The sequence below is a fragment of the Pseudomonas sp. R-28-1W-6 genome, assembly GCF_009799925.1.
GTDB lineage: Bacteria > Pseudomonadota > Gammaproteobacteria > Pseudomonadales > Pseudomonadaceae > Aquipseudomonas.
Map to the genome: position 1 here is coordinate 413,236 of NZ_WELK01000004.1, position 25,098 is coordinate 438,333.

The 25,098-nt window shown below is 66.0% G+C and carries 23 protein-coding genes; 17 read left to right on the forward strand and 6 right to left on the reverse strand.

The window, feature by feature from the left end; all coding sequences use genetic code 11:
- The first annotated feature begins 114 nt into the window (after positions 1-114).
- The 11 genes from ppsA to galU all read left to right on the forward strand — a co-directional run bounded on the left by ppsA (position 115) and on the right by galU (position 10,970).
- Positions 115-2,487 carry a phosphoenolpyruvate synthase gene (ppsA, locus tag F3I62_RS11720; RefSeq protein ID WP_160489802.1) on the forward strand — a complete coding sequence of 791 codons (2,373 nt, stop codon included), beginning with the start codon at positions 115-117 and terminating at the stop codon, positions 2,485-2,487.
- Between the two features lie 218 nt (positions 2,488-2,705).
- The gene (locus F3I62_RS11725; RefSeq protein ID WP_160489803.1) at positions 2,706-3,674 is read left to right on the forward strand and encodes an alpha/beta fold hydrolase; all 969 of its coding nucleotides are present in this window, start codon (positions 2,706-2,708) and stop codon (positions 3,672-3,674) included.
- 73 nt (positions 3,675-3,747) lie between these two features.
- Positions 3,748-4,047, forward strand: coding sequence for a Rieske 2Fe-2S domain-containing protein (locus F3I62_RS11730; RefSeq protein WP_160489804.1), 300 nt, complete (start codon positions 3,748-3,750; stop codon positions 4,045-4,047).
- Between the two features lie 28 nt (positions 4,048-4,075).
- Positions 4,076-4,564, forward strand: a complete 489-nt coding sequence (gene rraA, locus F3I62_RS11735; protein ID WP_160489805.1) for a ribonuclease E activity regulator RraA — start codon at positions 4,076-4,078, stop codon at positions 4,562-4,564.
- Positions 4,565-4,618: 54 nt separating this feature from the next.
- Positions 4,619-5,614 (forward strand): zinc transporter ZntB, encoded by a 996-nt coding sequence (locus F3I62_RS11740; protein ID WP_160489806.1) that lies wholly within the window; start codon positions 4,619-4,621, stop codon positions 5,612-5,614.
- A gap of 49 nt (positions 5,615-5,663) precedes the next feature.
- Positions 5,664-5,912 carry a CrfX protein gene (locus F3I62_RS11745; protein WP_178091823.1) on the forward strand — a complete coding sequence of 83 codons (249 nt, stop codon included), beginning with the start codon at positions 5,664-5,666 and terminating at the stop codon, positions 5,910-5,912.
- Positions 5,913-5,914: 2 nt separating this feature from the next.
- The gene (locus F3I62_RS11750; protein WP_160080408.1) at positions 5,915-6,739 is read left to right on the forward strand and encodes a mechanosensitive ion channel domain-containing protein; all 825 of its coding nucleotides are present in this window, start codon (positions 5,915-5,917) and stop codon (positions 6,737-6,739) included.
- 84 nt (positions 6,740-6,823) lie between these two features.
- Positions 6,824-7,414 carry an RNA polymerase sigma factor SigX gene (gene sigX, locus F3I62_RS11755; RefSeq protein ID WP_160489838.1) on the forward strand — a complete coding sequence of 197 codons (591 nt, stop codon included), beginning with the start codon at positions 6,824-6,826 and terminating at the stop codon, positions 7,412-7,414.
- Between the two features lie 114 nt (positions 7,415-7,528).
- Positions 7,529-8,560: an OmpA family protein gene (locus F3I62_RS11760; RefSeq protein WP_160489807.1), complete on the forward strand. Its 1,032-nt coding sequence runs from the start codon at positions 7,529-7,531 to the stop codon at positions 8,558-8,560.
- 164 nt (positions 8,561-8,724) lie between these two features.
- Entirely contained in the window at positions 8,725-10,086 is a 1,362-nt protein-coding gene (locus F3I62_RS11765; RefSeq protein WP_160489839.1) for a UDP-glucose/GDP-mannose dehydrogenase family protein, read from the forward strand.
- Positions 10,087-10,130: 44 nt separating this feature from the next.
- A complete protein-coding gene (gene galU, locus F3I62_RS11770; protein WP_160489808.1) occupies positions 10,131-10,970 on the forward strand; it encodes a UTP--glucose-1-phosphate uridylyltransferase GalU in 840 nt (279 codons plus the stop codon).
- Positions 10,971-11,014: 44 nt separating this feature from the next.
- On the opposite strand, the gene F3I62_RS11775 is transcribed toward galU, so the two are convergent.
- Positions 11,015-11,437, reverse strand: a complete 423-nt coding sequence (locus tag F3I62_RS11775) for a VOC family protein (protein ID WP_160489809.1) — start codon at positions 11,435-11,437, stop codon at positions 11,015-11,017.
- Positions 11,438-11,522: 85 nt separating this feature from the next.
- On the opposite strand from F3I62_RS11775, the gene gorA reads away from it, so the two are divergent.
- The 4 genes from gorA to F3I62_RS11795 all read left to right on the forward strand — a co-directional run bounded on the left by gorA (position 11,523) and on the right by F3I62_RS11795 (position 14,928).
- Positions 11,523-12,881 carry a glutathione-disulfide reductase gene (gene gorA / locus F3I62_RS11780; RefSeq protein ID WP_160489810.1) on the forward strand — a complete coding sequence of 453 codons (1,359 nt, stop codon included), beginning with the start codon at positions 11,523-11,525 and terminating at the stop codon, positions 12,879-12,881.
- 5 nt (positions 12,882-12,886) lie between these two features.
- Positions 12,887-13,510, forward strand: a complete 624-nt coding sequence (locus F3I62_RS11785; RefSeq protein WP_160489811.1) for a trimeric intracellular cation channel family protein — start codon at positions 12,887-12,889, stop codon at positions 13,508-13,510.
- Between the two features lie 100 nt (positions 13,511-13,610).
- Entirely contained in the window at positions 13,611-14,282 is a 672-nt protein-coding gene (locus F3I62_RS11790) for a paraquat-inducible protein A (RefSeq protein WP_160489812.1), read from the forward strand.
- Positions 14,269-14,928 carry a paraquat-inducible protein A gene (locus tag F3I62_RS11795; protein ID WP_160489813.1) on the forward strand — a complete coding sequence of 220 codons (660 nt, stop codon included), beginning with the start codon at positions 14,269-14,271 and terminating at the stop codon, positions 14,926-14,928. The genes F3I62_RS11790 and F3I62_RS11795 overlap by 14 nt, the downstream gene beginning before the upstream one ends.
- Positions 14,929-15,185: 257 nt before the next feature.
- On the opposite strand, the gene F3I62_RS11800 is transcribed toward F3I62_RS11795, so the two are convergent.
- The 4 genes from F3I62_RS11800 to fdhF form a co-directional block, all read right to left on the reverse strand.
- A complete protein-coding gene (locus F3I62_RS11800; protein WP_160489814.1) occupies positions 15,186-17,837 on the reverse strand; it encodes a cation-transporting P-type ATPase in 2,652 nt (883 codons plus the stop codon).
- A 174-nt stretch (positions 17,838-18,011) separates the two neighbouring features.
- A complete protein-coding gene (locus F3I62_RS11805) occupies positions 18,012-18,857 on the reverse strand; it encodes an FAD/NAD(P)-binding protein (RefSeq protein WP_160489815.1) in 846 nt (281 codons plus the stop codon).
- Positions 18,854-19,873, reverse strand: a complete 1,020-nt coding sequence (locus tag F3I62_RS11810; protein WP_160489816.1) for a 4Fe-4S dicluster domain-containing protein — start codon at positions 19,871-19,873, stop codon at positions 18,854-18,856. Before F3I62_RS11810 ends, F3I62_RS11805 begins: the two co-directional genes overlap by 4 nt.
- A complete protein-coding gene (fdhF, locus tag F3I62_RS11815) occupies positions 19,860-21,944 on the reverse strand; it encodes a formate dehydrogenase subunit alpha (RefSeq protein ID WP_160489817.1) in 2,085 nt (694 codons plus the stop codon). The genes F3I62_RS11810 and fdhF overlap by 14 nt, the downstream gene beginning before the upstream one ends.
- Positions 21,945-22,139: 195 nt before the next feature.
- Here fdhF and F3I62_RS11820 point away from each other — a divergent pair, with 195 nt between their 5' ends.
- Entirely contained in the window at positions 22,140-22,682 is a 543-nt protein-coding gene (locus F3I62_RS11820; protein WP_160489818.1) for an Hsp20/alpha crystallin family protein, read from the forward strand.
- A 50-nt stretch (positions 22,683-22,732) separates the two neighbouring features.
- Here the strand turns inward: F3I62_RS11820 and F3I62_RS11825 are convergent, their stop codons facing one another.
- Positions 22,733-23,629 (reverse strand): universal stress protein, encoded by an 897-nt coding sequence (locus F3I62_RS11825; protein WP_160489819.1) that lies wholly within the window; start codon positions 23,627-23,629, stop codon positions 22,733-22,735.
- Between the two features lie 326 nt (positions 23,630-23,955).
- On the opposite strand from F3I62_RS11825, the gene F3I62_RS11830 reads away from it, so the two are divergent.
- Positions 23,956-25,011 (forward strand): phosphotransferase, encoded by a 1,056-nt coding sequence (locus F3I62_RS11830; RefSeq protein WP_160489840.1) that lies wholly within the window; start codon positions 23,956-23,958, stop codon positions 25,009-25,011.
- Positions 25,012-25,098: the final 87 nt, after the last annotated feature.

A 25,098-nucleotide genomic window follows, 5' to 3' on the forward strand; every position in this document is an offset into this window, starting at 1 on the left:
GATAGGCCCCCTCTGTCGGGCCCGTACTGGCCGGCATTGTGACTTATTTCCTTGAGGCAAAGCCAGGACGCAGCATGGCTGCAAGGCTGGGCCTAACACAGTGGAGAGTTCACCTTGGTTGAGTACGTAGTTTCCCTCGATAAGCTCGGCGTCCACGATGTGGAGCATGTAGGGGGCAAAAACGCATCCCTGGGCGAAATGATCAGCAACCTTGCCGGTGCTGGCGTCTCGGTGCCAGGCGGCTTTGCCACCACGGCCCAGGCCTACCGTGACTTCCTCGAGCAAAGCGGCCTCAACGACCGCATCCATGCCGCCCTCGACGCCCTGGACGTGGACGACGTCAACGCCCTGGCCAAGACTGGCGCGCAGATCCGTCAGTGGGTGATGGACGCGCAGTTCCCCGAGCGCCTCGACAGCGAAATCCGCAGCGCCTTCGCCGCCATGGCCGGCGACAACGCCAACATGGCCGTTGCCGTGCGCTCCTCGGCCACCGCCGAAGATCTGCCGGACGCCTCCTTCGCCGGTCAGCAGGAGACCTTCCTCAACATCCGCGGCGTGGACAACGTGATCCGCGCGGCCAAGGAAGTCTTCGCCTCCCTGTTCAACGACCGTGCCATCGCCTACCGCGTGCACCAGGGCTTCGACCACAAACTGGTCGCCCTGTCCGCCGGCGTGCAGCGCATGGTCCGCTCGGAAACCGGCACCGCCGGGGTGATGTTCACCCTGGATACCGAATCCGGCTTCCGTGACGTGGTGTTCATCACCGGCGCCTACGGCCTCGGCGAGACCGTGGTGCAGGGCGCGGTGAACCCCGACGAATTCTACGTGCACAAGCCGACCCTGGAAGCCGGTCGCCCGGCCATCCTGCGCCGCAACCTGGGCAGCAAGGCGATCAAGATGATCTACGGCGAGGAAGCCAAGGCCGGCAAGTCGGTGAAAACCGTCGAAGTCGACCGTGCCGAGCGTGCCCGTTTCGCCCTCAGCGATGCCGAAGTCACCGAGCTGGCCAAGCAGGCGCTGATCATCGAGAAGCACTACGGCCGGCCGATGGACATCGAGTGGGCCAAAGACGGCGACGACCAGCAGCTGTACATCGTCCAGGCCCGTCCCGAGACCGTGAAGAGCCGCAGCAGCGCCAACGTCATGGAACGCTACCTGCTGAAAGAGAAGGGCACCGTGCTGGTCGAAGGCCGCGCCATCGGCCAGAAGATCGGCGCCGGCAAGGTCAAAGTGATCCACGACGTCTCCGAGATGGACAAGGTTCAGCCGGGCGACGTGCTGGTTTCCGACATGACCGACCCGGACTGGGAGCCGGTGATGAAGCGCGCCAGCGCCATCGTCACCAACCGCGGCGGGCGTACCTGCCACGCGGCGATCATCGCCCGTGAGCTGGGCATTCCGGCGGTGGTCGGTTGCGGCAACGCCACCCAGGTGCTGCAGGATGGCATGGGCGTCACCGTGTCCTGCGCCGAAGGCGATACCGGCTTCATCTTCGAAGGCGAGCTGGGCTTCGATATCCGCAAGAACTCCGTGGACGCCATGCCCGATCTGCCGTTCAAGATCATGATGAACGTCGGCAACCCGGACCGCGCCTTCGACTTCGCCCAGCTGCCGAACGAAGGGGTGGGCCTGGCTCGCCTGGAATTCATCATCAACCGCATGATCGGCGTGCACCCCAAGGCCCTGCTGAACTTCGCCAGCCTGCCGGCGGAGATCAAGGACAGCGTCGAGAAGCGCATCGCCGGCTACAACGATCCGGTCGGCTTCTACGTCGAGAAGCTGGTGGAGGGCATCAGCACCCTGGCCGCGGCGTTCTGGCCGAAGAAGGTCATCGTGCGCCTGTCGGACTTCAAGTCCAACGAATACGCCAACCTGATCGGCGGCAAGCTCTACGAGCCGGAAGAAGAGAACCCGATGCTCGGCTTCCGTGGCGCCTCGCGCTACATCAGCGAGAGCTTCCGCGACTGCTTCGAGCTGGAATGCCGCGCGCTGAAGAAAGTGCGCAACGAGATGGGCCTGACCAACGTCGAGATCATGGTGCCGTTCGTTCGCACCCTCGGCGAAGCCAGCCAGGTGGTCGACCTGCTGGCCGCCAATGGCCTGGCCCGCGGGCAGAATGGCCTGAAGGTCATCATGATGTGCGAACTGCCGTCCAACGCCATCCTGGCGGAGGAATTCCTCGAATTCTTCGACGGCTTCTCCATCGGCTCCAACGACCTGACCCAGCTGACCCTGGGCCTGGACCGCGACTCCGGCATCGTCGCCCACCTGTTCGATGAGCGCAATCCGGCGGTGAAGAAGCTGCTGAGCAACGCCATTGCCGCGTGCAACAAGGCCGGCAAGTACATCGGCATATGCGGCCAGGGCCCTTCGGACCACCCGGACCTGGCGCGCTGGCTGATGGAACAGGGCATCGAAAGCGTGTCGCTGAACCCGGACTCGGTGCTGGACACCTGGTTCTTCCTCGCCGAAGGTCAGCAAGCCTGAGTTGATCGGCCGTTTCAACGAAGGGCGGGGGCAACCCCGCCCTTTTTTGTGGCCTGCCATCCATGGCGGCCACCCTTAGGGCCGTCGCCCTGGGGCGACGTCAAAAATCGCTCCAGGCCATTTTTTGTGGCCTGCCATTCTTGGTGAACATCCTTTGGGTCGTCGCCGAGGGCGACGCCAACAATTGCTCCCGGCAACTTTTTTGTGCAAGAAGCAGAATGCAAAGCAGTAGTGAGTTATTCCCCGTTGCCCTGATCAGCGCCGAATTACGCGGCGATCTGAGCGAGGATGTGTACCGGCTGAAACCCGGCAATAGCCCGGATTTCTCCGTCGAACTGGCGCTGACCCGCCTGGGGCTGGCCAGCGAGGAGAGTCGCGGCGTGCCGGTGATCCTGCTGCACGGCAGTTTTTCCAACCGGCGCTTCTGGTATTCGCCGCGCGGCATCGGCCTGGGCCCTTATCTGGCCAGAGCCGGTTTCGATGTGTGGATCGCCGAAATGCGCGGCCACGGCCTGTCGCCGCGCAACCATGGCTACAGCCACAACACCGTGGCCGACTATGCGCGCTACGATCTGCCGGCCATTGCCGCCTTCGTCCGCGAGCAGAGTGGCCAGACGCCGCACTGGGTGGGTCACTCGCTGGGCGGCATTACCCTGGCCGCGGCGTTGGGTGGGCATTACCTGGGCGAGGAGGAGGTGGCGTCGGCGGCCCTGTTCGGCAGCCAGATCAGCCGCATCTACTGGCCGCTCAAGGTGCCGCCGGTGGAGTGGGGCAGCCGCCTGTTGCTCAAGGGCTTCAGGCACGTTTCCGGCGCCCGCCTGAAGCGCGGGCCGGAGGACGAACCCATCGGCCTGGTGCGCGAAAGTCTGCGCTGGCATCGGCTGTTCGGCCGCTTTGGCGACAGGCAGCGCGACTGGTGGGCGGGCATGGCCGAGGTGCGTACGCCATTGCTGGCGGTGAGCGCCGCCGGCGACATGCAGGATCCGACCTGGTCCTGCCGCAAGCTTCACGAGCAGTTCGCCTCGGCACCGCGCGCGTTCCTCGAGTTGTCGAAGAAGCAGGGCTTCAGTAGCGACTATGGCCATGTCGAGATGCTGGTCAGCAAGGAGGCGCAGGGCGAAGTCTGGCCGCTGGTCGAGTATTGGCTGCGCGAGGCGCAGTTGCCACCGCACCTGCAGCCCGCCTGACGTTTCAACCGCTCAGGCTTGCGGCTAATATGGGCCTGCGGGCCATGACGGTGCTTTGCAGGGTGGTGCCAGCGTGTTCGTTGCGCTCGAGCGGCTGATCAATCTCGACGAGGGTTACCGCCGAACCTTTCGGGTCGGCGGGCGCGACCTGCTGTTGCTGGTGGTCGAACAGCAGCCGGTGCTGCTGGAGGATCGCTGCCCGCACCAGGGCGCGCCCTTGCGCAACGCTACGCTGGCCGGTACGGTGCTGCGCTGCGCGCGCCACGGGGTCGAATTCGACCTGCTCGGCGGCCAGCCGCTGAATGCCACTTGCGCCGCGCTGAGCCGTTTGGCCCTGGCTTACGATGGCGATCGCATCGGCATCGATGTTTGACGCATTTTCACCTACAGGAGTTTTTCCCATGCAATACATCACTCCCGATCTGTGCGACGCCTACCCGGAACTGGTGCAGGTGGTCGAGCCGATGTTCGCCAACTTCGGTGGGCGCGACTCCTTCGGTGGCGAGATCGTCACGGTGAAATGCTTCGAGGACAACTCGCTGGTCAAGTCCCAGGCCGACCTGCCCGGCAACGGCAAGGTCCTGGTGGTCGACGGCGGTGGCTCGCTGCGCCGTGCCCTGCTGGGTGACATGATCGCCGAGAAAGCCGCGAAGAACGGCTGGGAAGGCATGGTCATCTACGGTTGCGTGCGCGACGTCGACGTCCTGGCGCAGACCGACCTGGGCGTGCAGGCCCTGGCCAGTCACCCGATGAAGACCGACAAGCGCGGCATCGGTGACCTCAACGTGGTCGTCACCTTCGGCGGGGTGACTTTCCGCCCGGGCGAGTTCGTGTATGCCGACAACAACGGCATCATCGTCTCCCCGCAAGCCCTGAAGATGCCCGAGTAACAGGCTGGGGCCCGGCACCCCGGGCCCCGTGATTGCCAGGTAAGGTGATGCGGCATGCTTGAACAGGAAAACCTGCACTGGGGGCTGGTGCACGCCTTCGTTCTTGACGGCCAGGGTGGCGCGCGCAGCATCGCCCGTGCGGCGCTGGATGACTTGCAGCTCAAGGCCGAGGAAAGCCTGTGGCTGCACTGGGATCGTAGCCACCTGCAGGCGCAGGCCTGGTTGCGTACGCAGAGCGGGCTGGATGAGTTCAGCTGCAACCTGCTGCTGGAGGAAAACACCCGGCCCCGGGTGCTGGCGCTGCCGGCCGATGAACTGCTGCTGTTTTTGCGCGGCGTCAATCTGAATCCCGGCGCGGAGCCGGAGGACATGGTCTCCGTGCGCATCTTCGCCAATGCCCGGCGGGTCATCTCCCTGCGCCTGCGTCCGTTGCGGGCGACCGAGGAACTGATCGCGCAACTGGCCAAGGGCACGGGGCCGAAGAGTTCGGCCGAGCTGATCCTGTTCCTCGCCGAGAACCTGACCGATCGTGTCGACACCCTGGTCAGCCAGCTGTCCGAGTTGCTCGATGAGCAGGAGGAGCGTCTGGATGGCGACGAGCGCTATCTGCCGGATCACGGCAAGATGCTGCAGGTCCGCCGGCGTGCGGCGGGCTTGCGGCGTTTTCTCGCGCCGCAGCGCGACATCTATGCGCAACTGGTGCGTAACGGCTTCGGCTGGTTCGTCGTCGACGATGCCGGCTACTGGAACGAGCTGCACAACCGCCTGACCCGTTACCTGGAGGAGTTGGAGCTGCTGCGCGAACGGGTAGGGCTGGTGCTGGAGTCCGAGCATCGACGCCTGAGCGAGCGCATGGGGCGCACCATGTACTGGCTCGGCATCATTACCGGCTTCTTCCTGCCGATAAGCTGCATCACCGGCCTGCTCGGCATCAATGTCGGCGGTATCCCCGGTGCGGACAGCAATTATGGTTTTTTCATCGCCTGCGTATTGATCGGGGCTGTCGCCACCTTCCAGTGGTGGCTGTTCCGCCGGTTGCGCTGGCTCTAGATGTGACCCCGCCTGACAGGGTGGCGTCTAGGCAACATATCCACGCGAGGTGCGCATGCACGATCCGTTCGAAGAATCATTGCGTGACCTGCTCAAGTCTAACGCCAGCAGTCATGACGACGACGCCACGCTTGGGCGCGTCCTGAAAACGGCCAACCGCCAGGTTGGCGTCGGCGACTTGTTCAGCCTGATGGGGCATTGCATCGAAGCCCTGATGATTGCGCTGAACAATGGTTCGGCCCATGTGGCCCCGGTTTCCCGTACCCCATCCCCGCGCTCTGCACACAAGGCTGATTGAATATGGAACTCGATCCCTGGACTCAAAGTCTCGTCACCGCCATGAGCTCGGTATGGGCGCCCATCGCCGGCTTCATTCCCCGCCTCTTCGGCGCCCTGGTGGTGGTGCTGCTCGGTTTCGTGGTGGCCAAGCTGCTCGATACCCTGCTGTCCAAGTTGCTGGCCAAGGTCGGGCTGGACCGGCTGATGTCGGGCACCGGGCTGACCAAGATGCTGTCCCGCGTGGGCATTCAGGTACCGGTTTCGACCCTGATCGGCAAGATCGTCTACTGGTTCGTCCTGCTCATTTTCCTGGTGTCGGCCGCCGAGTCGCTCGGCCTTGACCGGGTTTCCGCCACGCTCGATGTCCTGGCCCTGTACCTGCCCAAGGTGCTCGGCGCCGCCGCCATCATGCTGGCCGGCGTGTTGCTGGCCCAGCTGCTCAGCGGCATCGTCCGCGGTGCCGCCGAAGGCGTCGGTCTGGATTACGCGGCCGGTCTGGGGCGGATCGCCCAGGGTCTGGTGATCATCATCAGCATCTCGGTAGCCATCGGTCAGCTGGAAGTGAAGACCGACCTGCTGAACAACGTGATCGCCATCGTGCTGATTTCCGTTGGCCTGGCCATTGCGCTGGCCCTGGGCTTGGGTAGCCGCGAGATTGCCGGGCAGATTCTGGCCGGCATCTATGTGCGCGAACTCTACGAGGTTGGGCAACAAGTCAGGGTTGGCGATGTCGAAGGGCAGATCGAGGAGATTGGCACGGTGAAAACCGTCCTCCTGACTGCAGAAGGGGATCTGGTCTCGCTGGCCAACCGCACCCTGCTCGAGCAGCACGTCAGCAGTCGCTGATCCGCCAATCCCTGCTAATGTATGCGGCCAGTCCCCGTGAATGGGGCTGGCTGCCATCTGACCTCTTTGTCGGCACAACCCGTTTTGAACACAGGCCAATCGTTATCCATGCGTTATGACCCGCGCGAGCTCTCCGATGAAGAGCTGGTGCAGCGTGCGCATGTCGAACTGTTTCATGTTACCCGCGCCTACGAAGAACTCATGCGCCGCTACCAGCGCACCTTGTTCAATGTCTGCGCCCGCTACTTGGGCAATGAACGCGATGCCGACGACGTATGTCAGGAGGTCATGCTCAAGGTCTTATATGGCCTGAAGAACTTCGAAGGCAAATCCAAGTTCAAGACGTGGCTATATAGCATCACCTACAACGAGTGCATTACCCAGTATCGCAAAGAGCGCCGCAAGCGCCGCTTGCTGGATGCGCTAAGTCTCGACCCGCTGGAAGAGGCCTCCGAAGAAAAGGCGCCGAAAGCCGAGGAGCGCGGCGGGCTTGATCGCTGGCTGGTACATGTCAATCCCATCGATCGGGAAATTCTAGTGCTACGTTTTGTCGCAGAACTGGAATTCCAGGAGATTGCCGATATCATGCACATGGGGCTTAGTGCCACCAAAATGCGCTACAAGCGTGCACTCGACAGACTTCGCGAAAAATTTGCCGGTGTGGTCGAAACTTGATGTGCCGCAAATTATCTGAGGCGCAGCGGCAACTACTTCTGGTAGACTTGCCGCCAAGTTGTTCCGCATGACCGTAGGGGCAACTCACAGTCATAAAATGATGGGGATTTACGGATGAAACTGAAAAACACCTTGGGCGCAGTCATCGGCTCTCTGATCGCCGCTTCTTCGCTGAACGCACTGGCGCAAGGCCAAGGCGCTGTTGAAGTCGAAGGCTTCGCCAAGAAAGAATTCTTCGATAGCGCTCGTGACTTCGACAACAACGGCAACCTGTTCGGTGCTTCCGTTGGTTACTTCCTGACCGACGCTGTTGAACTGCGTCTGGGCTACGACGAAGTTCACAACGCTCGTGGTGATGACGGCCGCAACATCAAGGGTTCCAACACTGCCCTGGATGCCCTGTACCACTTCAACGCCCCGGGCGACACCCTGCGTCCGTACGTATCTGCCGGTTTCTCCGACCAGAGCATCGGTCAGAATGGCAATGGCGGTCGTAACGGCTCCACCTTCGCCAACCTGGGCGGCGGTGCCAAGCTGTACTTCACCGAGAACTTCTACGCCCGTGCTGGCGTTGAAGCTCAGTACAACATCGACCAGGGCGACACCGAGTGGGCCCCGAGCGTTGGTATCGGCCTGAACTTCGGTGGCGGCTCCAAGCCGGCCCCGGCTGCCGAGCCGGTTGCTGAAGTTTGCAGCGACAGCGACAACGATGGCGTGTGCGACAACGTCGACAAGTGCCCGGACACCCCGGCCAACACCACCGTTGATGCCGATGGCTGCCCGGCTGTTGCCGAAGTGGTTCGTGTTGAGCTGGACGTGAAGTTCGACTTCGACAAGGCCCAGGTCAAAGAAGAAAGCTACGGTGACATCAAGAACCTGGCTGACTTCATGAACCAGTACCCGCAAACCGCTACCGTCGTTGAAGGTCACACCGACTCCGTGGGTACCGACGCTTACAACCAGAAGCTGTCCGAGCGTCGTGCCAACGCCGTTCGTGATGTTCTGGTCAACCAGTACAGCGTTGGCGCCGAGCGCGTCAACTCGGTTGGTTACGGCGAATCCCGCCCGGTTGCCGACAACGCTAGCGAAGCTGGCCGCGCCGTTAACCGTCGCGTAGAAGCTGAAGTAGAAGCCCAAGCCAAGTAATTGGTCTCAAGCGTCACAAGAAACCCGGCCTAGGCCGGGTTTTTTGTTGCCCGCGGAAAGCTTTTTTGCCAAGGGCCGCACCTTGTCACCAAACGGACGTCCTGCGGTCATCGCCTTGCCATTAGCATTCGCTGCAATCGCTGCAAATGGACGAGGATATGGCGATGCGACTTTGCGTGATCGGAGCGGGATATGTGGGGCTGGTGACGGCGTGCTGCTTTGCCGAGATGGGTAACCGCGTCGTGTGTGTCGAGCGTGACCCGCTGCGGCTAGCCAGGCTGGCTGCCGGCGAAGTGCCGATCTACGAGCCGGGGCTGGAGGCCATGCTCAGGGCGCACCTGGGCAGTGGCCAGCTGAGCTTTACCGCGCAGCTGGAGGAGGGCGTCCGGCACGCGGAAGTGATCTTCATCGCCGTGGGCACGCCTTCCGGCGAGGATGGCTCGGCCGACCTCTCGCATGTCCTGGCCGTGGCCGACGAGTTGGGAGCCAGGCTGCAGCATTCCTGCGTCGTGGTGAACAAGTCCACGGTGCCGGTCGGTACGGCCGAGCGGGTACGCCAGCGCATCGACAAGGCACTCGCCGCACGTGGGCGCAGTATCAGCGTGAGAGTGGCCAGTAACCCCGAATTCCTCAAGGAAGGTTCGGCGGTCGAGGACTTCATGCGCCCCGATCGTGTGCTGCTGGGCTGTGCCGAAGCCGAAACCGCGCAATTGCTGCGGCGCCTATACGCTCCGTTCCTGCGTAACCACGAGCGGGTCCTGGACATGGGCGTGCGCGCCGCCGAGTTCAGCAAGTACGCCGCCAACGCCTTCCTCGCCACCAAGATTTCCTTCATGAACGAAATGGCCGGATTGTGCGCGCGCCTGGAGGTGGACATCGAGGATGTGCGCCGCGGAATCGGCAGCGACAAGCGCATCGGCACCCACTTCATCTATGCCGGCTGCGGCTATGGCGGCTCGTGCTTCCCCAAGGATGTACGGGCGCTGATCCGCAGCGCCGAGCTGGAAGGTTTCGAGCCGGGCATCCTGCGCGCGGTCGAGGCGCGCAATGCCCTGCAGAAGACCCTGCTGTTCCAGGCGCTGCGCGAGCATTTCGCCGGCTACCTGCAGGGGCGGGTGGTGGCCTTGTGGGGGCTGGCGTTCAAACCGGGCACCGATGACCTGCGTGAGGCACCCAGTCTGGTACTGCTGGATGCCTTGCTGGCAGCCGGCGTGCGGGTGCAGGCCTGCGATCCGGTGGCCTGCGCCGGGGTCGCGGCGCGCTACGCCGAGGCGCTCGGCAGCGGCCAGCTGCAGCTCGGCGAGTCGCCCTATGCCGCCGCCGAAGGAGCCGATGCCCTGGTGCTGGTCACCGAGTGGAAGCAGTTCCGCCAGCCGGACTTCCAGCGCATCCGCGGCAGCATGCGCATGCCCGTGCTGTTCGATGGGCGCAACATCTACAACGCCCAGGAACTGGCGGCCCTGGGCTTTATCTACCGTGGCGTCGGGCGTCCTGCGCTAGGCCATTGTAAGGCCAGTGCCGCCTGATTAGACTGCGCGACAGTTTATCCGCCGTAGTGCCTAGGACTCCCATGATCAAGAAATGTCTATTCCCGGCTGCCGGTTATGGCACCCGTTTCCTGCCCGCCACCAAGGCCATGCCCAAAGAAATGCTGCCGGTGGTCAACAAGCCGCTGATCCAGTACGGCGTCGAGGAAGCGCTGGAGGCCGGGCTGACCGAGATCGCCATGGTCACCGGGCGCGGCAAGCGCGCCCTGGAAGACCATTTCGACATCAGCTACGAGCTGGAGCATCAGATCCAGGGCACCGACAAGGAAAAGTACCTGGTCGGTATCCGCCGCCTGATCGACGAATGCTCGTTCTCCTACACCCGCCAGGTGGAGATGAAGGGCCTGGGCCACGCCATCCTCTGTGGTCGCCCGCTGATCGGTGACGAGCCGTTCGCCGTGGTTCTGGCCGACGACCTGTGCTTCAACCTCGAAGGCGACGGCGTGCTGCAGCAGATGGTCAAGCTGTACAACCAGTTCCGCTGCTCCATCGTGGCCATCCAGGAAGTGCCGCCGGAGGAAACCTCCAAGTACGGCGTGATCGCTGGCGAGATGATCCGTGACGACATCTACCGGGTAAATGCCATGGTCGAGAAGCCCAAGCCGGAAGACGCCCCGTCGAACCTGGCGATCATCGGCCGCTACATCCTCACCCCGGACATCTTCGACCTGATCGAGAAGACCGAGCCGGGCAAGGGCGGCGAGATCCAGATCACCGACGCGCTGATGAAGCAGGCCCAGGACGGCTGCGTGATCGCCTACAAGTTCAAGGGCAAGCGTTTCGACTGCGGTGGCGCGGAAGGCTACATCGACGCCACCAACTACTGCTTCGAGAACCTGTACAAGACCGGCCGCGCCTACTGATCAGCGGCCGTACGGCAAAGCCACCTGCGGGTGGCTTTGTTGTTTCAGGGGATCGGCATGTCCTGCGAGCCCGGCCCGAGCGGCTGGCCGTAGCTGAACTCGACATAGTTGCCGGCCGGGTCGCGCAGGCCGCAGTAGTAACCGACCGGGTAGGGTTCGTCGCGCGGCGCCCAGATCAGGCAGCCGGCCTGTTGGGCGCGGCCCGCCAGCTCGTCGACTCGCGCGCGGCTGGCCACGGCGAAGCCGAAGTGGCTGTAGTCGTCGGCGGCCAGCTGCCGTGCCTGACCGCCGGGCATGATGACGAAGATGAACTGGTGCTCCTTGCCCGGTTCCGCCATCCAGACGATCTTCGAGCCTTTGCCGGCCCGTTCGTGGATCACCCGCATGCCGCAGAAGTCCCGGTAGAAGGCAATGCAGGCCTCCAGATCCGGCACGTGCAGGGCGATATGAGTCAGGCATGGACGCATACGGACACTCCCGAGGGGCGCTTTTGCGCGCAAGCGGCAGGGACGATTGGGTTATGCTGGCAGCCTGCTGAGGAGAGCACAACCCATGCCTTACGACTTCGACCTCTTCGTTATCGGTGCCGGTTCCGGCGGTGTCCGTGCAGCCCGTTTCGCTGCCGGTTATGGCGCCAGGGTGGCCGTGGCCGAGAGTCGCTACCTGGGCGGCACCTGTGTCAACGTCGGCTGTGTGCCGAAGAAGCTGCTGGTCTATGGCGCACACTTCGCCGAAGGCTTCGCCCAGGCGCAGGGCTATGGCTGGAGCAGCTCGTCGCCCAGCTTCGACTGGCCCACCCTGATCGCCAACAAGAACCGCGAGATCCAGCGCCTCAACGGCATCTACCGCAACCTGCTGGTCAACAGCGGCGTCCGTCTGCTCGAGGGCCACGCGCGCCTGCTCGACCCGCACAGCGTCGAGGTCGATGGCCAGCGCTACAGCGCCGCGAAGATCCTCATCGCCACCGGTGGCTGGCCGCAGGTGCCGGACATCACGGGCAAGGAGCTGGCGATCACCTCCAACGAGGCCTTCTATCTCAAGGAGCTGCCCAAGCGCGTGCTGGTCGTCGGTGGCGGCTACATCGCCGTCGAGTTCGCCTCGATCTTCCACGGCCTGGGGGCACAGACTTCGCTGCTCTATCGCGGCGAGCTGTTCCTGCGCGGCTTCGACGGGGCCGTGCGCCAGCACCTCAAGGATGAGCTGAGCCGCAAGGGCCTGGACCTGCAGTTTCACAGCGACATCCAGCGCATCGAACAACAGGCCGACGGCAGCCTGCTGGCCACCCTGCAGGATGGCCGCCAGTTGCCCACCGACTGCGTGTTCTACGCCACCGGCCGGCGGCCGATGCTGGACAACCTCGGCCTGGAAAATACGGCTGTCGAACTGGATCAGCGCGGCTTCATCAAGGTCGATGACAGCTATGTCAGCGCCGAGCCGTCCATTCTCGCCATCGGCGACGTGATCGGCCGGGTGCAGTTGACCCCGGTGGCCCTCGCCGAGGGCATGGCGGTGGCCCGGCGCCTGTTCCGCCCGGAGGAATACCGCAAGGTGGATTACCAGCTGATCCCCACCGCGGTGTTCAGCTTGCCCAATATCGCCACGGTCGGCCTCAGCGAGGAGCAGGCGAGGGCGGCCGGCTATGCCGTCAAGGTCTTCGAGAGCCGTTTCCGGCCGATGCAGCTGAGCCTCACCGATTGCCAGGAGCGCACGCTGATGAAGCTGGTGGTGAACGCCGCCGACGACCGCGTGCTGGGCTGCCACATGGTAGGGCCGGATTCCGGCGAGATCATCCAGGGCCTGGCCGTGGCGCTGAAAGCCGGCGCGACCAAGCAGGTCTTCGACGAGACCCTGGGCATCCACCCGACGGCCGCCGAGGAGTTTGTCACCATGCGCACGCCCGTGACGGCCTGAAGCCCATGCAGCAGCTCTTCTATCTGTCCGACCTGTTCGGCGTGCTGGTCTTCGCCATCAGCGGCGCCTTGATGGCCGGGCGCAAATCCATGGACCTGTTCGGCGTGCTGGTGATCGCCATCATCACCGCGCTGGGCGGCGGCACCCTGCGCGACCTGATTCTGGACAACCACCCGGTCAGCTGGATCCGCAACGACACCTATATCCTGGTCGCCTCGCTGGCCGCCATCGGCACCGTGCTCTGGGTACGCCTGACCCGGCCGATTCACGAGCGCGGCCTGCTGCTCGCCGATGCCTTCGGCCTGGCCGTGTTCACCGTGATCGGCACCGAAGTGGCGCTGCAGCACAACATGCCCTACAGCACAGCGGTGATCATGGGCGTCATGACCGGGGTGGCCGGCGGGGTGATGCGCGATGTGATCTGCAATGAAATCCCGCTGATCTTCCAGAAGGAGATCTATGCCACCGCCTGCATCCTCGGCTCGCTGGTGTTCATCACCCTGCGCGGCCTGGATACGCCGCACTGGCTGGATACCGGCGTGGCCATGCTCAGCGTGCTGGCGGTACGCCTGGCGGCGATCCACTGGCACCTGGGGTTGCCGCGTTTCCATCTGCTCGATCGCGACTGACGATGACGTGGCCCCGCCTGCTGCCAGCCGATTGGTGGTCAGCAGGGTAATATTGAAAGAGAAGGGCACAGCAGGCCATGACCATTCAGGGAGTCATACGATGAACCAGGATCCAGGGCAGCCAGTGAATCGCCAGGCGCTGCCGCCGCTGCAGGATCTGATCGCCTGCCACGAATGCGATCTGCTCATGCGCTATCCGCACATCGGGGAAGAGCAGAAGGCCTGCTGTCCGCGCTGCGGTTATGAGTTGATCGTGCACCGCGCGCAGATGCGCCGCCGCTCTCTGGCGCTGGCCATCACTGCGCTGCTGTTGTTCATCCCGGCCAACTTCCTGCCGATCATGAGCCTCAACCTGCTCGGGCAGAACGCGGTCGATACGGTGTGGAGCGGGGTAGTGGGGCTGTACCACTCGGGCATGCAGCCGGTGGCGCTGGTGGTGTTCCTCTGCAGCATGCTGATCCCGCTGTTCAAGCTGGTGTGCCAGCTGCTGGTTCTGTTGAGCATGCCCATCAAGGCCATGCGCCCCCTGGGTATCCAGTTGTACCGGACCTATCAGCACCTGCGCGAGTGGGGCATGCTCGAGGTCTATCTGTTCGGCATCCTGGTGTCGATCGTCAAGCTGATCGATCTGGCGGATCTGCACCTGGGCGTTGGCATGGTGTGCTTCATCGCCTTGATGCTGTCGCAGATATGGCTGGAGGTAAGCATGTCGCCCCATCAGGTATGGGAGGCTCTGAGTGAAGAGGAGGAGGACGCTCATGCGCGCACTTGATGCCGGCATTATGGTCTGTGGGGAATGCCATCAGCTGGAATACCAGGTCGAAGGCGAGGAGCAGCACTGTGCGCGTTGTGGTTCCAGGCTGCACATGCGCCGGCCGAACAGCATCGCACGGACCTGGGCGCTGCTGATCACCGCGGCGATTCTCTATATCCCGGCGAACCTGCTGCCGATCATGACCATCAACTTCTTCGGCAACGGCGCGCCGTCCACCATCATGGGCGGGGTGATCGAGCTGATCCAGGCGGACATGCTGCCGATTGCCGTGGTGGTGTTCGTCGCCAGTATCCTGGTGCCCACCTTCAAGCTGGTGGGCATCGCCTTGCTGTTGTACTCGGTGCAGCGCCACCAGCCGATGTCCGCGCGTCAGCGCATCCTGATGTACCGCTTCATCGAATGGATCGGGCGCTGGTCGATGCTGGACATCTTCGTCATCGCCATCCTCGTCGCGCTGGTCAACTTCGGCAACCTGGCCAGCATCCAGGCCGACACCGGGGCCGCTGCCTTCTGCTGCGTGGTCATCCTCACCATGCTGGCGGCGGTGACCTTCGACCCACGGCTGATCTGGGACAACATCGATGTGGCCGACGATGAGGACAGTGGCGGGGAGTCTTCATCGCCTGGCGATCTGCTGCGCTGACGCGCAGAGGGTGCCAGGCAATTTCAACAAGAGTGATTGCAGCTCGTGAGCATGAACCGCCCACGTAGCGTTCGATGACGCTACGTGTAATAAGTAATTTAACATAATATACATTATGCGAACTACTCTAGTCGTAGATTCACCCGCAGTCCAGATTCTGCCCGAACTCAATCGCCACGCTTCGTCTGTGGTCAGCACCTGGCCTGCAGGCTTTCTGATGCGCCCGCATTATCCGTGCTCCCAATGATCGTCCGGGATTAGCTGTGACGCAGCGCCACACGCTTGCGCAGTCCTTCCAGCAGCACCATGGCCAGCGCGAACGGCAGCATGAACAGCCAGGCATCGAGCGCCAAGGGTGCCGTGCCGAACAGCCAGTTGCCGAGGCTGGTGTAATCGATCAAGGCGATCAGCAGCAGCTCGAAGGCCACCCCGGCCCAGATCAGCCGGTTGGCCGGCCCGGCACCGAACAAGGCGCCACGCTCGTTGCGGCACAGGAACACATTGACCACCTGCATCACCACGATGGCGCTGAGGCAGGCCGTGGTCGCCTCGCGATACAGCGGCGCATCGTGGGCCAGGGTTTCGCCGAACTGCCAGCCGCCGCCGAGCAGGATGTAGAAAAAGGCCGCCAGGGCCGCCGTGGCCTCGATCGGCCCGAGGAACAGATAGGCCCGGGCCAGCAGATGGCGGTCCAGCAGGCGCTCGTGTCGGGTCGGCGGTGGCCGGCGCATCAGCTCGGCGGTTGGTCGCTCGGCGCCCAGCCCCAGGGCCGGCACGATATCGGTGCCCAGGTCCACGGCGAGGATCTGCACCACGGTCAGCGGCAAGGGAATGCGCAGCAGGACGAAGGCCAGGTAAGGCACGACCTCCGGGATATTCGAGGTGAGGATGTAGGTCATGAAGCGGCGGATGTTCTGGAACACCGCTCTGCCCTCCTCTACGGCGGCCACGATGCTGGCGAAGTTGTCATCCAGCAGCACCATGTCCGAGGCTTCGCGCGCGGCATCGGTTCCGGACAGGCCCATGGCGATGCCGATATCGCCCTGGCGCAGGGCCGGCGCGTCATTGACTCCGTCCCCGGTGACCGCCACGGTCTCGCCTTTTTCCTGGAGCATCTTGACGATCAGCAGCTTCTGCTCGGGGCTGACCCGCGCGAAGATCAGCTCGCCGGCGTCCAAGGCCAGGCGCAGTTGGCTATGGGACATGGCAGCCATCGCGCTGCCGGTCACCACGCTCGGCGGGCCCGTGCACAGGCCGATTTCGCGGGCCACGGCCACGGCGGTACGCGGGTGGTCGCCGGTGACCATGACCACGCGGATGCCGGCCTCCCGGCAGCGGACCACGGCAGCCGGGACTTCTGCGCGCGGCGGGTCTTCGAGCCCGACCAGGCCGACCAGCACCAGGTCGCGCTCCAGGGTTTCGCGCTGGTAGTCCTGCGCGACCGGCCGGTAGGCAAAGGCCAGCACCCGCAACCCGCGGTCGCCCAGGCGATGCTCGGCGGCGCGCAAGCGTTCCCGGTAGTCGTCATCCAGCGGTCTGGCTTCGCCGCCGAGTTCCACCCGGCTGGCCAGCGGCAGCAGTGCCTCCAGGGCGCCCTTGCTGTAGAGAACCAGGCCCGCCGCGCCGCGGTGCAGGGTGGAGAGCATGCGCCGCTCGGCACTGAACGGTAGCTGGTCCACCCGCGGCAGTTCGTCCCCTGCCCCGGCCTCCTCCGCCATCTGCCGCAGCGCCTGCTCGAGCGGGTCGCCGAGCAGGGTCGGCCGGCCATCGACTTCCCCGGGCTGGAGCGTGTGGCACAGCGCGGCGGCAGCGCGCAAGGACGGCGGCAGGCCATCGCCGGCGGCCGGTAGCTCGACCTCGCCATCGGCCCAGATCGCCACCCGGGCACACATGCGGTTCTCGGTCAGGGTGCCGGTCTTGTCGGTGCAGATCACCGTGGAGGAACCGAGGGTCTCGACACTGGGCAGGTTGCGGATCAGCACGTTCTTCGCCGCCATGCGCTGTGCGCCCAGGGCCAGGGCCAGGGTGACGGTCGGCAGCAGGCCCTCCGGCACGTTGGCCACGATGATGCCGATGCCGAACAGGAAGCTGTCGCGAAAGCCCAGGCCGATCCACTGGCCCAGCACGAAGAACAGCACGCCCAGCAGCATGGCCAGCCCGGCGATCAGCCGGCTCAGGCGGTTGATCTGCTTCTGCAGCGGGCTCAGCACCTCGCCGCCGCTGTGGGTCAGGTGGGCGATGCGGCCGAACTCCGTGCGCATGCCGGTGGCGAATACCAGGGCCTGCGCCTCGCCGCTCATCAGCACGCAGCCGGCCAGGAGGATGTTGCGGCAATGCAGCAGGTCGTCGTCGCTGGCCGGCTGGCTGTCGCGATCCACCGGGTAGGACTCGCCCGTCAGCGGCGCGGTATTGACCCGTACATCGAAGGCCTTGATCAGGCGACAGTCGGCCGGCACTTCGTCGCCGGCCGACAGCAGGACGATGTCGCCGGGAACCAGCCGCGTGCGCTTGAGCTTGCCCAGGCGGCCTTCGCGCAGCACGCGCACGGAATCCGGCAGGAGCTGCTCCAGTGCCTGGATCGAGCGCTCGGCGCGGTGTTCCTGGGCGAACGAGAACAGCGCGTTGATCACGATCACGCTGACGATGGCCACGCCCAGCGCGCCCATGCCCGAGCCCGGGTCGCTGGCCTGGGCGAAGAAGGCCAGCAAGGCTGCCAGCCACAGGATGATCGCCAGGAAGTGGCTGAATCCGGCGAGCAGCTGGCGCCACCACGGCGCCCGTGCCACCCGCAGGATCTGGTTGGGCTGGAACTCCTCCAGCCGGCGGGCCGCTTCGGCCTCGCTGAGGCCGGCAGCCCGGGAGCGCAGGCTGGTCAGCGCCTGCTGCGCATCCAGGGCCTGGATCTTCACCTGCGCTGCTCCCGTCGTGGGGTGCGGCACACCCCGCACGGCCAACCGTCTGGCATTTCTGTCCCGGCCCTCACTGGTGCTGACCTCCGAACCGCCGAGCCATGCCGCGGCGACCGGCCCATGGGCCGCTCGGCCAGGTGCTTGTCGAGGGTCGCTGCGCGCATGGCGGGCCTCTCAGGTGCAGGATCGTGGCGGAAGCACGGCGCTGCCCTGCCCGGCCTGCTGGGCCAGCAGGTGCAGGTAGCGGTCGTAGCGGTAGGTCGGGCCGTCGCGGCAGGCGTAACTGGCGCCGACATAGCAGTGCCCGCACAGCCCGTCGGCGCAGTGCATGCGCCGCTCGATGGACAACCAGATGCGGCTGGGCGCCATGCCGCGCCGCATGCACTCCTCGGCACTGGCAAGCATCAGCGCTTCCGGCCCGCAGCACAGCAGTGCATCGGGCGGCTGGCCGGGGAACAGCTCGTCGAGATAGGCACAGGGCAGGCCCTGGCGCTGGCCGGGCGCTGGCGCATCGAAGGTTTCGATGAAGGGCACGGCCTGGCGCCAGCGCTGACGTTCGCGGCCCAGCACCTGGGTGGCGGCATGCCGGGCACCGTAGATCACGCTCAGCCGAGCCGGCAGGCGGTGCGCGCTGGCCTCGTCGAGCAGCCCGGCCAGCGGCGCCAGGCCGCAGCCACCGGCCACCAGCAGCACCTGCTGCGGGTGCAGGAACAGCGGCCAGCCCTTGCCGAACGGGCCGCGATAACCCAGCACGCTGCCGCTCGCCCGCTCGAACAGCGCCGCGGTCAGGGCGCCGCAGCGGCGAATCAGGGCGCTGAACTGGCCGGCGGCATTGGGCAGGCTGACGTAGGTGAACGGCGCTTCGCCGCCGCCCGGTACGGCGAGCACGAAGAACTGCCCGGGCACGACGGCCAGGTCGGCCGCCGTGGGCGCCTCGATGCGCAGGCGGAAGTGGCGCGAGTCCTCGCCGTCCTCGTAGCTCTCTTCCAGCAGCAGCCGGCGCGGGGTCAGGTCGATCATCGCCCGGCCACCTTGTGCATCACCCCGTGCACGCCGATGCCACCGGGGCAGACCCGGTCGCAGCGGCCGCAGCCGACGCAGCCGTAGTGCTCGAAGCGTTCCTTGAAGGCGTCGCCGAACTTGTGGAACCAGAAGCGCTGCACCCGCTGCCCGGCGCTGGCGCTGGGGTTGTGGCCGCTGGCCTCCTGCTGGAAGCCCTGGTACAGGCAGGAGTCCCAGACCCGTTCGCGCAGCATCGACGCATCGGCCGGCTGGCGCTCCAGCGGGGCGAAGCAGGAACAGGTCGGGCACACCGAAGTGCAGCCGGAGCAGCCCAGGCAGCGCAGGCCCAGTTCCTCCCAGGTGGCGGCGGCGATGGAGCCCTGGTTGAGCGCGGCGATGCCGGCAACCAGCTCGTGCTGCTCGCCCTGCTCGCGGCTCACACACTGGCTGTTGGCCGCGCGCTCGGCCTGCCAATCGGCCTCGGCCAGCGGCAGTCGCAGGCCGCTCAAGGCCGCCTGGCCGGCCTCGGAGGCCACCAGCAGCAGCCAGTCGGCGTCCGGGTCCTGGCGCGGCAGCAGGATCAGGTCGGCGGTCTGGGCCTGTACCAGCGGGCCGCTGCCGAGGGCGCTGCAGAACCCGCCCTGGCAGCTGTGCAGGCAGTCCAGGCCGACCAGCAGGGTGGCCCGGCGGCGCACCTGGTAGTGCGGGTCTTCGGCGAAGAAGCGGTCCTGGTAGGCCACCGCCTGCAGGTCGCAGGCGTGCAGGCCGAACAGCACCTGCGGCGCCACCTCCGGCAAGGCCGAGTAGAACTGCCCGCCGTCGAAGCGAAACAGCAGCTCGCGCTCGGCGAAGAAGAAACTCTTGGCGGAAAATGGCGGCGGCTCGGCCGCAGGCGTGAACGGACTCAGATCGCTGCTGGCGACCGCCTGCCAGTGCTGGCCGCCCTGCCCGTCGGCCCGCACCTCGTAGAGCCGGCGGCTCAGCGCCAAGTGGGCGCGCAGGCGCTCGGGCTGGTCGAGGCTATAGGCGCGCATGGCTGTCGCCCTCCGCCATGCGTGGCTGGGCGCCCGCCGGCAGCGCCTCGACCGCCACCGCGCAGGCCTTCAGCTCGGGCATCTTGCTCTGCGGGTCCTGGGCGCCGTTGGTCAGCTGGTTGCAGGGCGCTTCGCGAAAATGGTACGGCATGGCCAGCAGCCCCCGGGGCACGTCATCGGTGAGCCGGACCCGGGTTTCCAGGCGCCCGCGTCGCGAGCGCACGCACACCGCCTGCTGGTCGTGCAGGCCCAGCGCGGCCCCGTCGTCCGGGTGCATGAACAGCAGCGCGGCCGGCGTCTCGCGTTCGAGCAGCGGCGACTTGCGGGTCATCGAGCCGCCGCCGTAGTGGAAATGCAGGCGATGGGTGGTGAAGGCGAAGGGGTATTCGGCGTCCGGGCATTCGTCCGGCTCCACCTGGCTAACCGGCAGCAGGCGCCCGCGGCCGCGGGGGAAGCCGTCGGCGTGCAGCAGCGGCGAGCCTTGCGGATGTTGCGCATCGCAGGGCCATTGCAGGCCGTGCCTGGGCTCCAGCGCCGGGTAGCTCATGGCCGAGCAGATCGGCGTCAGGGCGGCCATCTCGGCGAACACCGCCTCGGCATCGCCCCAGGCCATGCCGGCATAGCCCATGCGCGCGGCCAGCTCGGCGAGGATCTGCCAGTCGCCGCGCGCCGCGCCCGGCGGCTCGATGGCCTGGCGGATGCGCTGCACGCGGCGTTCGCAGTTGGTGAAGGTGCCGTGCTTCTCGGCGAAGGAGGCGGCCGGCAGCACCACGTCGGCCAGCTTGGCGGTCTCGGTCAGGGTCAGTTCGACCACCACGAGGAAATCCAGGGCCGCCAGGGCGCGGGCCACGTGGTTCTGGTCCGGGTCGGTGAGCACCGGCTCCTCGCCCATGATCATCAGCGCGCGCAGCTCGCCGGCCAGCGCCGCCTGGGTCATGCCCAGCGAGGTCAGCCCCGGCTGCGCGGGTGGCGGTACGCCCCAGGCCGCGGCGAACTTGGCCTGCACCGCCGGGTCGGCGGCCGCCTGGTAGCCGGGGTAAACGTTGGGCAGGCAGCCCATGTCGCAGGCGCCCTGCACGTTGTTCTGCCCGCGCAGCGGGTTGATGCCGCTGCCGGGGCGGCCGACCTGGCCGCAGGCCAGCGCCAGGTTGGACACCGCGATGACGTTGTTGGTCCCGCTCTGGAACTGGGTGATGCCCATGCCGTAGGCGGTGAAGGCGCTGCGTGCATGGCTGTAGAGGTAGGCGACCCGCTCCAGCTCGGCCACGCCGATGCCGGTCTGCGCGCTGCACTGGGCCGGGCTCAGCTCGGCCAGATGGCGGCGCAGCGGCTCGATGCCCTCGCAGCGCGCGGCGATGAACTCGCGGTTCTCCCAGCCGTTGGCCAGGATGATCTGCAGCAGGCCGTTGAGCAGCGCGATATTGCTGCCCAGGCGCAGCTGCAGGTGGATGTCGGCCAGGCGCGCCAGGCGTGTGCGGCGCGGGTCGACGACGATCAGCGTGGCGCCGCGTGCCTGGGCGCGCAGCATGCGCGCGCCGATCATCGCGTGGTTCTCGGTGACGTCGGCGCCGATCACCAGGATCAGTTCGGCCTGGTCGATGTCGGCGATGCTGTTGGTCATCGCCCCGCTGCCCAGGGTGCGGGCCAGGCCGGCTACCGATGGGCTGTGGCAGATGCGCGCGCAGTGGTCGATGTTGTGGCTGCCGAGCACGGCGCGGGCGAACTTCTGCGCGGCGTAGTTATCTTCGTTGGTCGCGCGGGCGCAGCTGATCACCCCTACCCCGCTCGGCCCCAGTTCCTCCAGCGCCGCGCGAAATTCGCCGGCGACCCGGTCCAGCGCCTCGTCCCAGCTGGCCGGGCGGAACTGGCCGTGCTCCTTGATCAGCGGCTGGGTCAGGCGGTTGGCGGAGTCGATGGCGAAGCTGCTGGCCCAGCCCTTGGCGCACAGCTGGCCCTGGCTCACCGGGTGGCCGGGCTGGGGCTCCACGCCCACCACGCGGCCGCCCTCCACGCGCAAACCAATGCCGCAGCCGACGCCACAGAAGGTGCATGTGCTCGGAATGACGTGCATCGGACACCCCGCCGCTGGATTTGCTTCAGGCTAGGCCCTGCCCCGCGCGCCCGGTTTGATCCGGATCAAAAACTCGGGACGCGGCCCCGCGCCGCAACTGGTCGATTTTTGATCGGGATCAAAACCGGGGCGCAGGTGCCGCGCAGAATGGAATTAGTCCACTTGCGGACCACCCTTACAAAGGAGGGAGCGAACATGCCCAGCACCGAGAAGAAACTGCCGATAAGCACCGAGGAATCGTCCGAGAAGGCTGTAAGCCAGGCTGAACCGCGGCATTTCCTGGACTCCCTGCGCCGGCAGGTCGACAGCCTGTTCGAGGATTTCGGCCGCAGTTCGCGGCATCTGCCGTTCGGCCGCAGCGCCTTCGATGTCGAGTCGTTCTGGCCGCGCAGCCTGTTCGGCCAGGGCATGCCCGCCGTGGACATCGCCGAGAAGGAATGCAGCTTCGAGATCACCGCCGAGCTGCCCGGCCTGGATGAGAAGGACATCGAGCTCAAGCTGAACGACGGCAACATGATCATCCGCGGCGAGAAGAAGCAGGAAACCGAGGAAACGAAGAAGGATTATCACCTCTCCGAACGGCATTACGGCTCCTTCGAGCGCGTCTTCAGCCTGCCCCAGGGCGTCGACACCGACAAGATCGAAGCCAGCTTCGCCAAGGGCGTGCTGACCATCTCGCTGCCGAAGAAACCCGAGGCCATCAAGCCGGAGAAAGTCATCCCGGTGAAGTCGGGCTGAACGGCTGACAGGAGCGCCCCGGCCGCTGGCGACCGGGGCCTTGTGCGGCGCTAGGCCTTGACCACCAGAATGCTGCACGGCGCGCGGTACAGCAGGTGCTCGGTGGTGCTGCCGACCAGCTTGTCCAGGCCCGTGTGGTGCAGGGTGCCCAGCACTATCACGTCGACCCCGTTGCGCGCCGCGTAATCGGCCAGCGCCCGGGTCGGCGTGCCGCGGATGAAATGCCGGCGCTCGGCCGGCACGCTGTATTGCTCGGCCAGGGCGAAGAAGGACTTTTCCAGCGAATGGCGCAACTGCTCGGCCAGGTCGGCCAGCACCAGGCCCCCGCCGCCGGCATCGGACAGGTAGACCGACGACACATCGTAGGTGTGCACCAGGTGCAGTTCGGCATCGCACTGCAGGGCCAGGGCGTTGGCGGCCTGGATGATCCGCTCGTTGAGCCCGCTGATTGATGTTTCCGCGCGCGAGGGGTCGACCGCCGCCATGATCTTGCGCGGCAGCGCCTGGCCGGCGGCACCGACCAGGTGCACGGGCACCGGGCACTCACGCAGCAGATGCCAGTCCAGCGGGGTGAAGAAGGCGCGTTTGAACACCGACTCGTGGCGCACATCCTTGATCAGCAGATCCGGTTGCATTTCCGCCACGTGCTGGAGGATTTCCTCCAGCACCGCATCGGTCCAGACCACCTCCGTGGTGGCCCCGATGCCCTGGCTGCGCAGCGTGGCGGCCTGCTCGTCGAGGCGCTTGCGCTGTTCCTGCAGGTAACTGTCGCGGACCTGGTCCTGTGTCTCCTGGTCCAGCCACGGCGAGTTGCTGAACGGCTCGACAAAGGCGCAGATGTGCAGCGCCGCGCCGCTGGCCTGGGCCAGGGCGGTGGCACGCTGCAGGGCGGCGGAATCGTGCTGCTCGGGATCGACGATCAGCAGCAGCTGTTGGTACTGGCTCATGGCAAACCTCCAGGGCGTTAGGGTTCGGTGCCGGCAGCCAGGCTGCGGTTTTCGAGGCCGGCGCAGCGACACCGGGCTGAATCACCGGTACCCGTTCAGCCTCCTCCCGCACGGCGGCGCCCGCTTTGATTTGCATCAAGTGACGGCGCCAAGCCGTTGATCGGTATCCGCACCGCGCCGGGCGAGCCCGCGCATGCTGGGGAGGTCTACCCGTTGCGGAGCCTGTGTCATGAATCAGCCGTACCGGCCCCGGCGGGGCCCGCGTGATGCGCCCTAGCCAAGCGGCCGGCCAGTCCGGAGGCGGCGTGCCCTCCCCGGGCAGCGCCCTGCACGGCCAGGACGAGGTCATCGCCTTTCTTTCCCGCGCGCAGAGCTACGGCGCGCCCGGTGGCCGGGTCGAGTGCATCGCCACCCATGGCTCGCTGGTCTTCCTGCAGGGCGAGCGGGCCTACAAGCTCAAGCGTGCCGTGGCCTATGCCGCCCTGGATTTTCGCAGCCTAGACAGCCGCCAGCAGGCCTGCCACGCCGAACTGCGGCTGAACCGCCGCACCGCGCCGCAGCTGTACCTGCAGGTGCGTTCGATCAACCGGGTGGCTGGCGGCCAGCTGGCTTTCGACGGCCCAGGCCCCGCGCTGGACTGGGTGGTGGTGATGCGGCGCTTCCCGCAAAGCGCGCTGTTCGAGCGCATGGCGCTGGCCGGGCAACTGGACGCCGCGCTGATGGACGAACTCGGCATGGTCATCGCCCGCTTCCACGGCGCCGCCGAAATCACCCCGGCCTTCGGCGGCGCCAGCGGCATCGCCGAGGCCATCGAGGACAACCAGCGGGAACTGCGCCACTACCTGCACCTGCTCGACGCCCGCGCCGTGCAGCGGCTCTACGACAGCTCGCGCAGCACGCTCGACGCCCTCGGCGCCGAACTCGAGCGGCGCCGCCACGAGGGTCGGGTTCGGCGCTGCCACGGCGACCTGCGCCTGGCCAATATCTGCCTGTTCGAGGGCCGCCCGACCCTGTTCGACGGCATCGAGTTCAGCGAATCGCTCGCCTGCATCGACGTGCTCTACGACCTGGCCTTCGTGCTGATGGACCTGCAGCACCACGGCTACCCGGAGCTGGCCGTGCGCCTGCTGGGCAGCTACCGGGGACATGGCGGCGCCGGCGACGATTGCCTTGTGCTGCCACTGTTCCTCGCCCTGCGCGCCGCCACCCGCAGCTATGCCCTGACCTGCAGCGCCACACGCCAGAGCGATCCGCTCGCAAGCCAGGACAAGGCCCGCCAGGCCCGCGCCCTGCTGCTGCAAGCCCAGGCCCACCTGGCCAAGACGAGCCCGTTGCTGCGTCTGCTCGGCCAGGGCGTGGCTGGCGGGGAAGCCCGGGCCTAAGTGGCGGGAGCATGCTGAGGGGCGGCTAACGACCGATTCTGTTGAAAAAGTAGGTTCAGCGGCAGCCGGCCGGTCGGATGTACCTGC

Coding starts and splice junctions, on each gene's coding strand:
- F3I62_RS11820 (WP_160489818.1), top strand. CDS start 22,140: ATGCCCAGCACCGAGAAGAAACTGCCGATAAGCACCGAGGAATCGTCC.
- F3I62_RS11760 (WP_160489807.1), top strand. CDS start 7,529: ATGAAACTGAAAAACACCTTGGGCGCAGTCATCGGCTCTCTGATCGCC.
- F3I62_RS11825 (WP_160489819.1), bottom strand. CDS start 23,629: ATGAGCCAGTACCAACAGCTGCTGCTGATCGTCGATCCCGAGCAGCAC.
- F3I62_RS11775 (WP_160489809.1), bottom strand. CDS start 11,437: ATGCGTCCATGCCTGACTCATATCGCCCTGCACGTGCCGGATCTGGAG.
- F3I62_RS11740 (WP_160489806.1), top strand. CDS start 4,619: ATGCTTGAACAGGAAAACCTGCACTGGGGGCTGGTGCACGCCTTCGTT.
- rraA (WP_160489805.1), top strand. CDS start 4,076: ATGCAATACATCACTCCCGATCTGTGCGACGCCTACCCGGAACTGGTG.
- F3I62_RS11725 (WP_160489803.1), top strand. CDS start 2,706: ATGCAAAGCAGTAGTGAGTTATTCCCCGTTGCCCTGATCAGCGCCGAA.
- fdhF (WP_160489817.1), bottom strand. CDS start 21,944: ATGCACGTCATTCCGAGCACATGCACCTTCTGTGGCGTCGGCTGCGGC.
- F3I62_RS11750 (WP_160080408.1), top strand. CDS start 5,915: ATGGAACTCGATCCCTGGACTCAAAGTCTCGTCACCGCCATGAGCTCG.
- gorA (WP_160489810.1), top strand. CDS start 11,523: ATGCCTTACGACTTCGACCTCTTCGTTATCGGTGCCGGTTCCGGCGGT.
- F3I62_RS11785 (WP_160489811.1), top strand. CDS start 12,887: ATGCAGCAGCTCTTCTATCTGTCCGACCTGTTCGGCGTGCTGGTCTTC.
- F3I62_RS11765 (WP_160489839.1), top strand. CDS start 8,725: ATGCGACTTTGCGTGATCGGAGCGGGATATGTGGGGCTGGTGACGGCG.
- galU (WP_160489808.1), top strand. CDS start 10,131: ATGATCAAGAAATGTCTATTCCCGGCTGCCGGTTATGGCACCCGTTTC.
- F3I62_RS11810 (WP_160489816.1), bottom strand. CDS start 19,873: ATGCGCGCCTATAGCCTCGACCAGCCCGAGCGCCTGCGCGCCCACTTG.
- F3I62_RS11790 (WP_160489812.1), top strand. CDS start 13,611: ATGAACCAGGATCCAGGGCAGCCAGTGAATCGCCAGGCGCTGCCGCCG.
- F3I62_RS11795 (WP_160489813.1), top strand. CDS start 14,269: ATGCGCGCACTTGATGCCGGCATTATGGTCTGTGGGGAATGCCATCAG.
- F3I62_RS11805 (WP_160489815.1), bottom strand. CDS start 18,857: ATGATCGACCTGACCCCGCGCCGGCTGCTGCTGGAAGAGAGCTACGAG.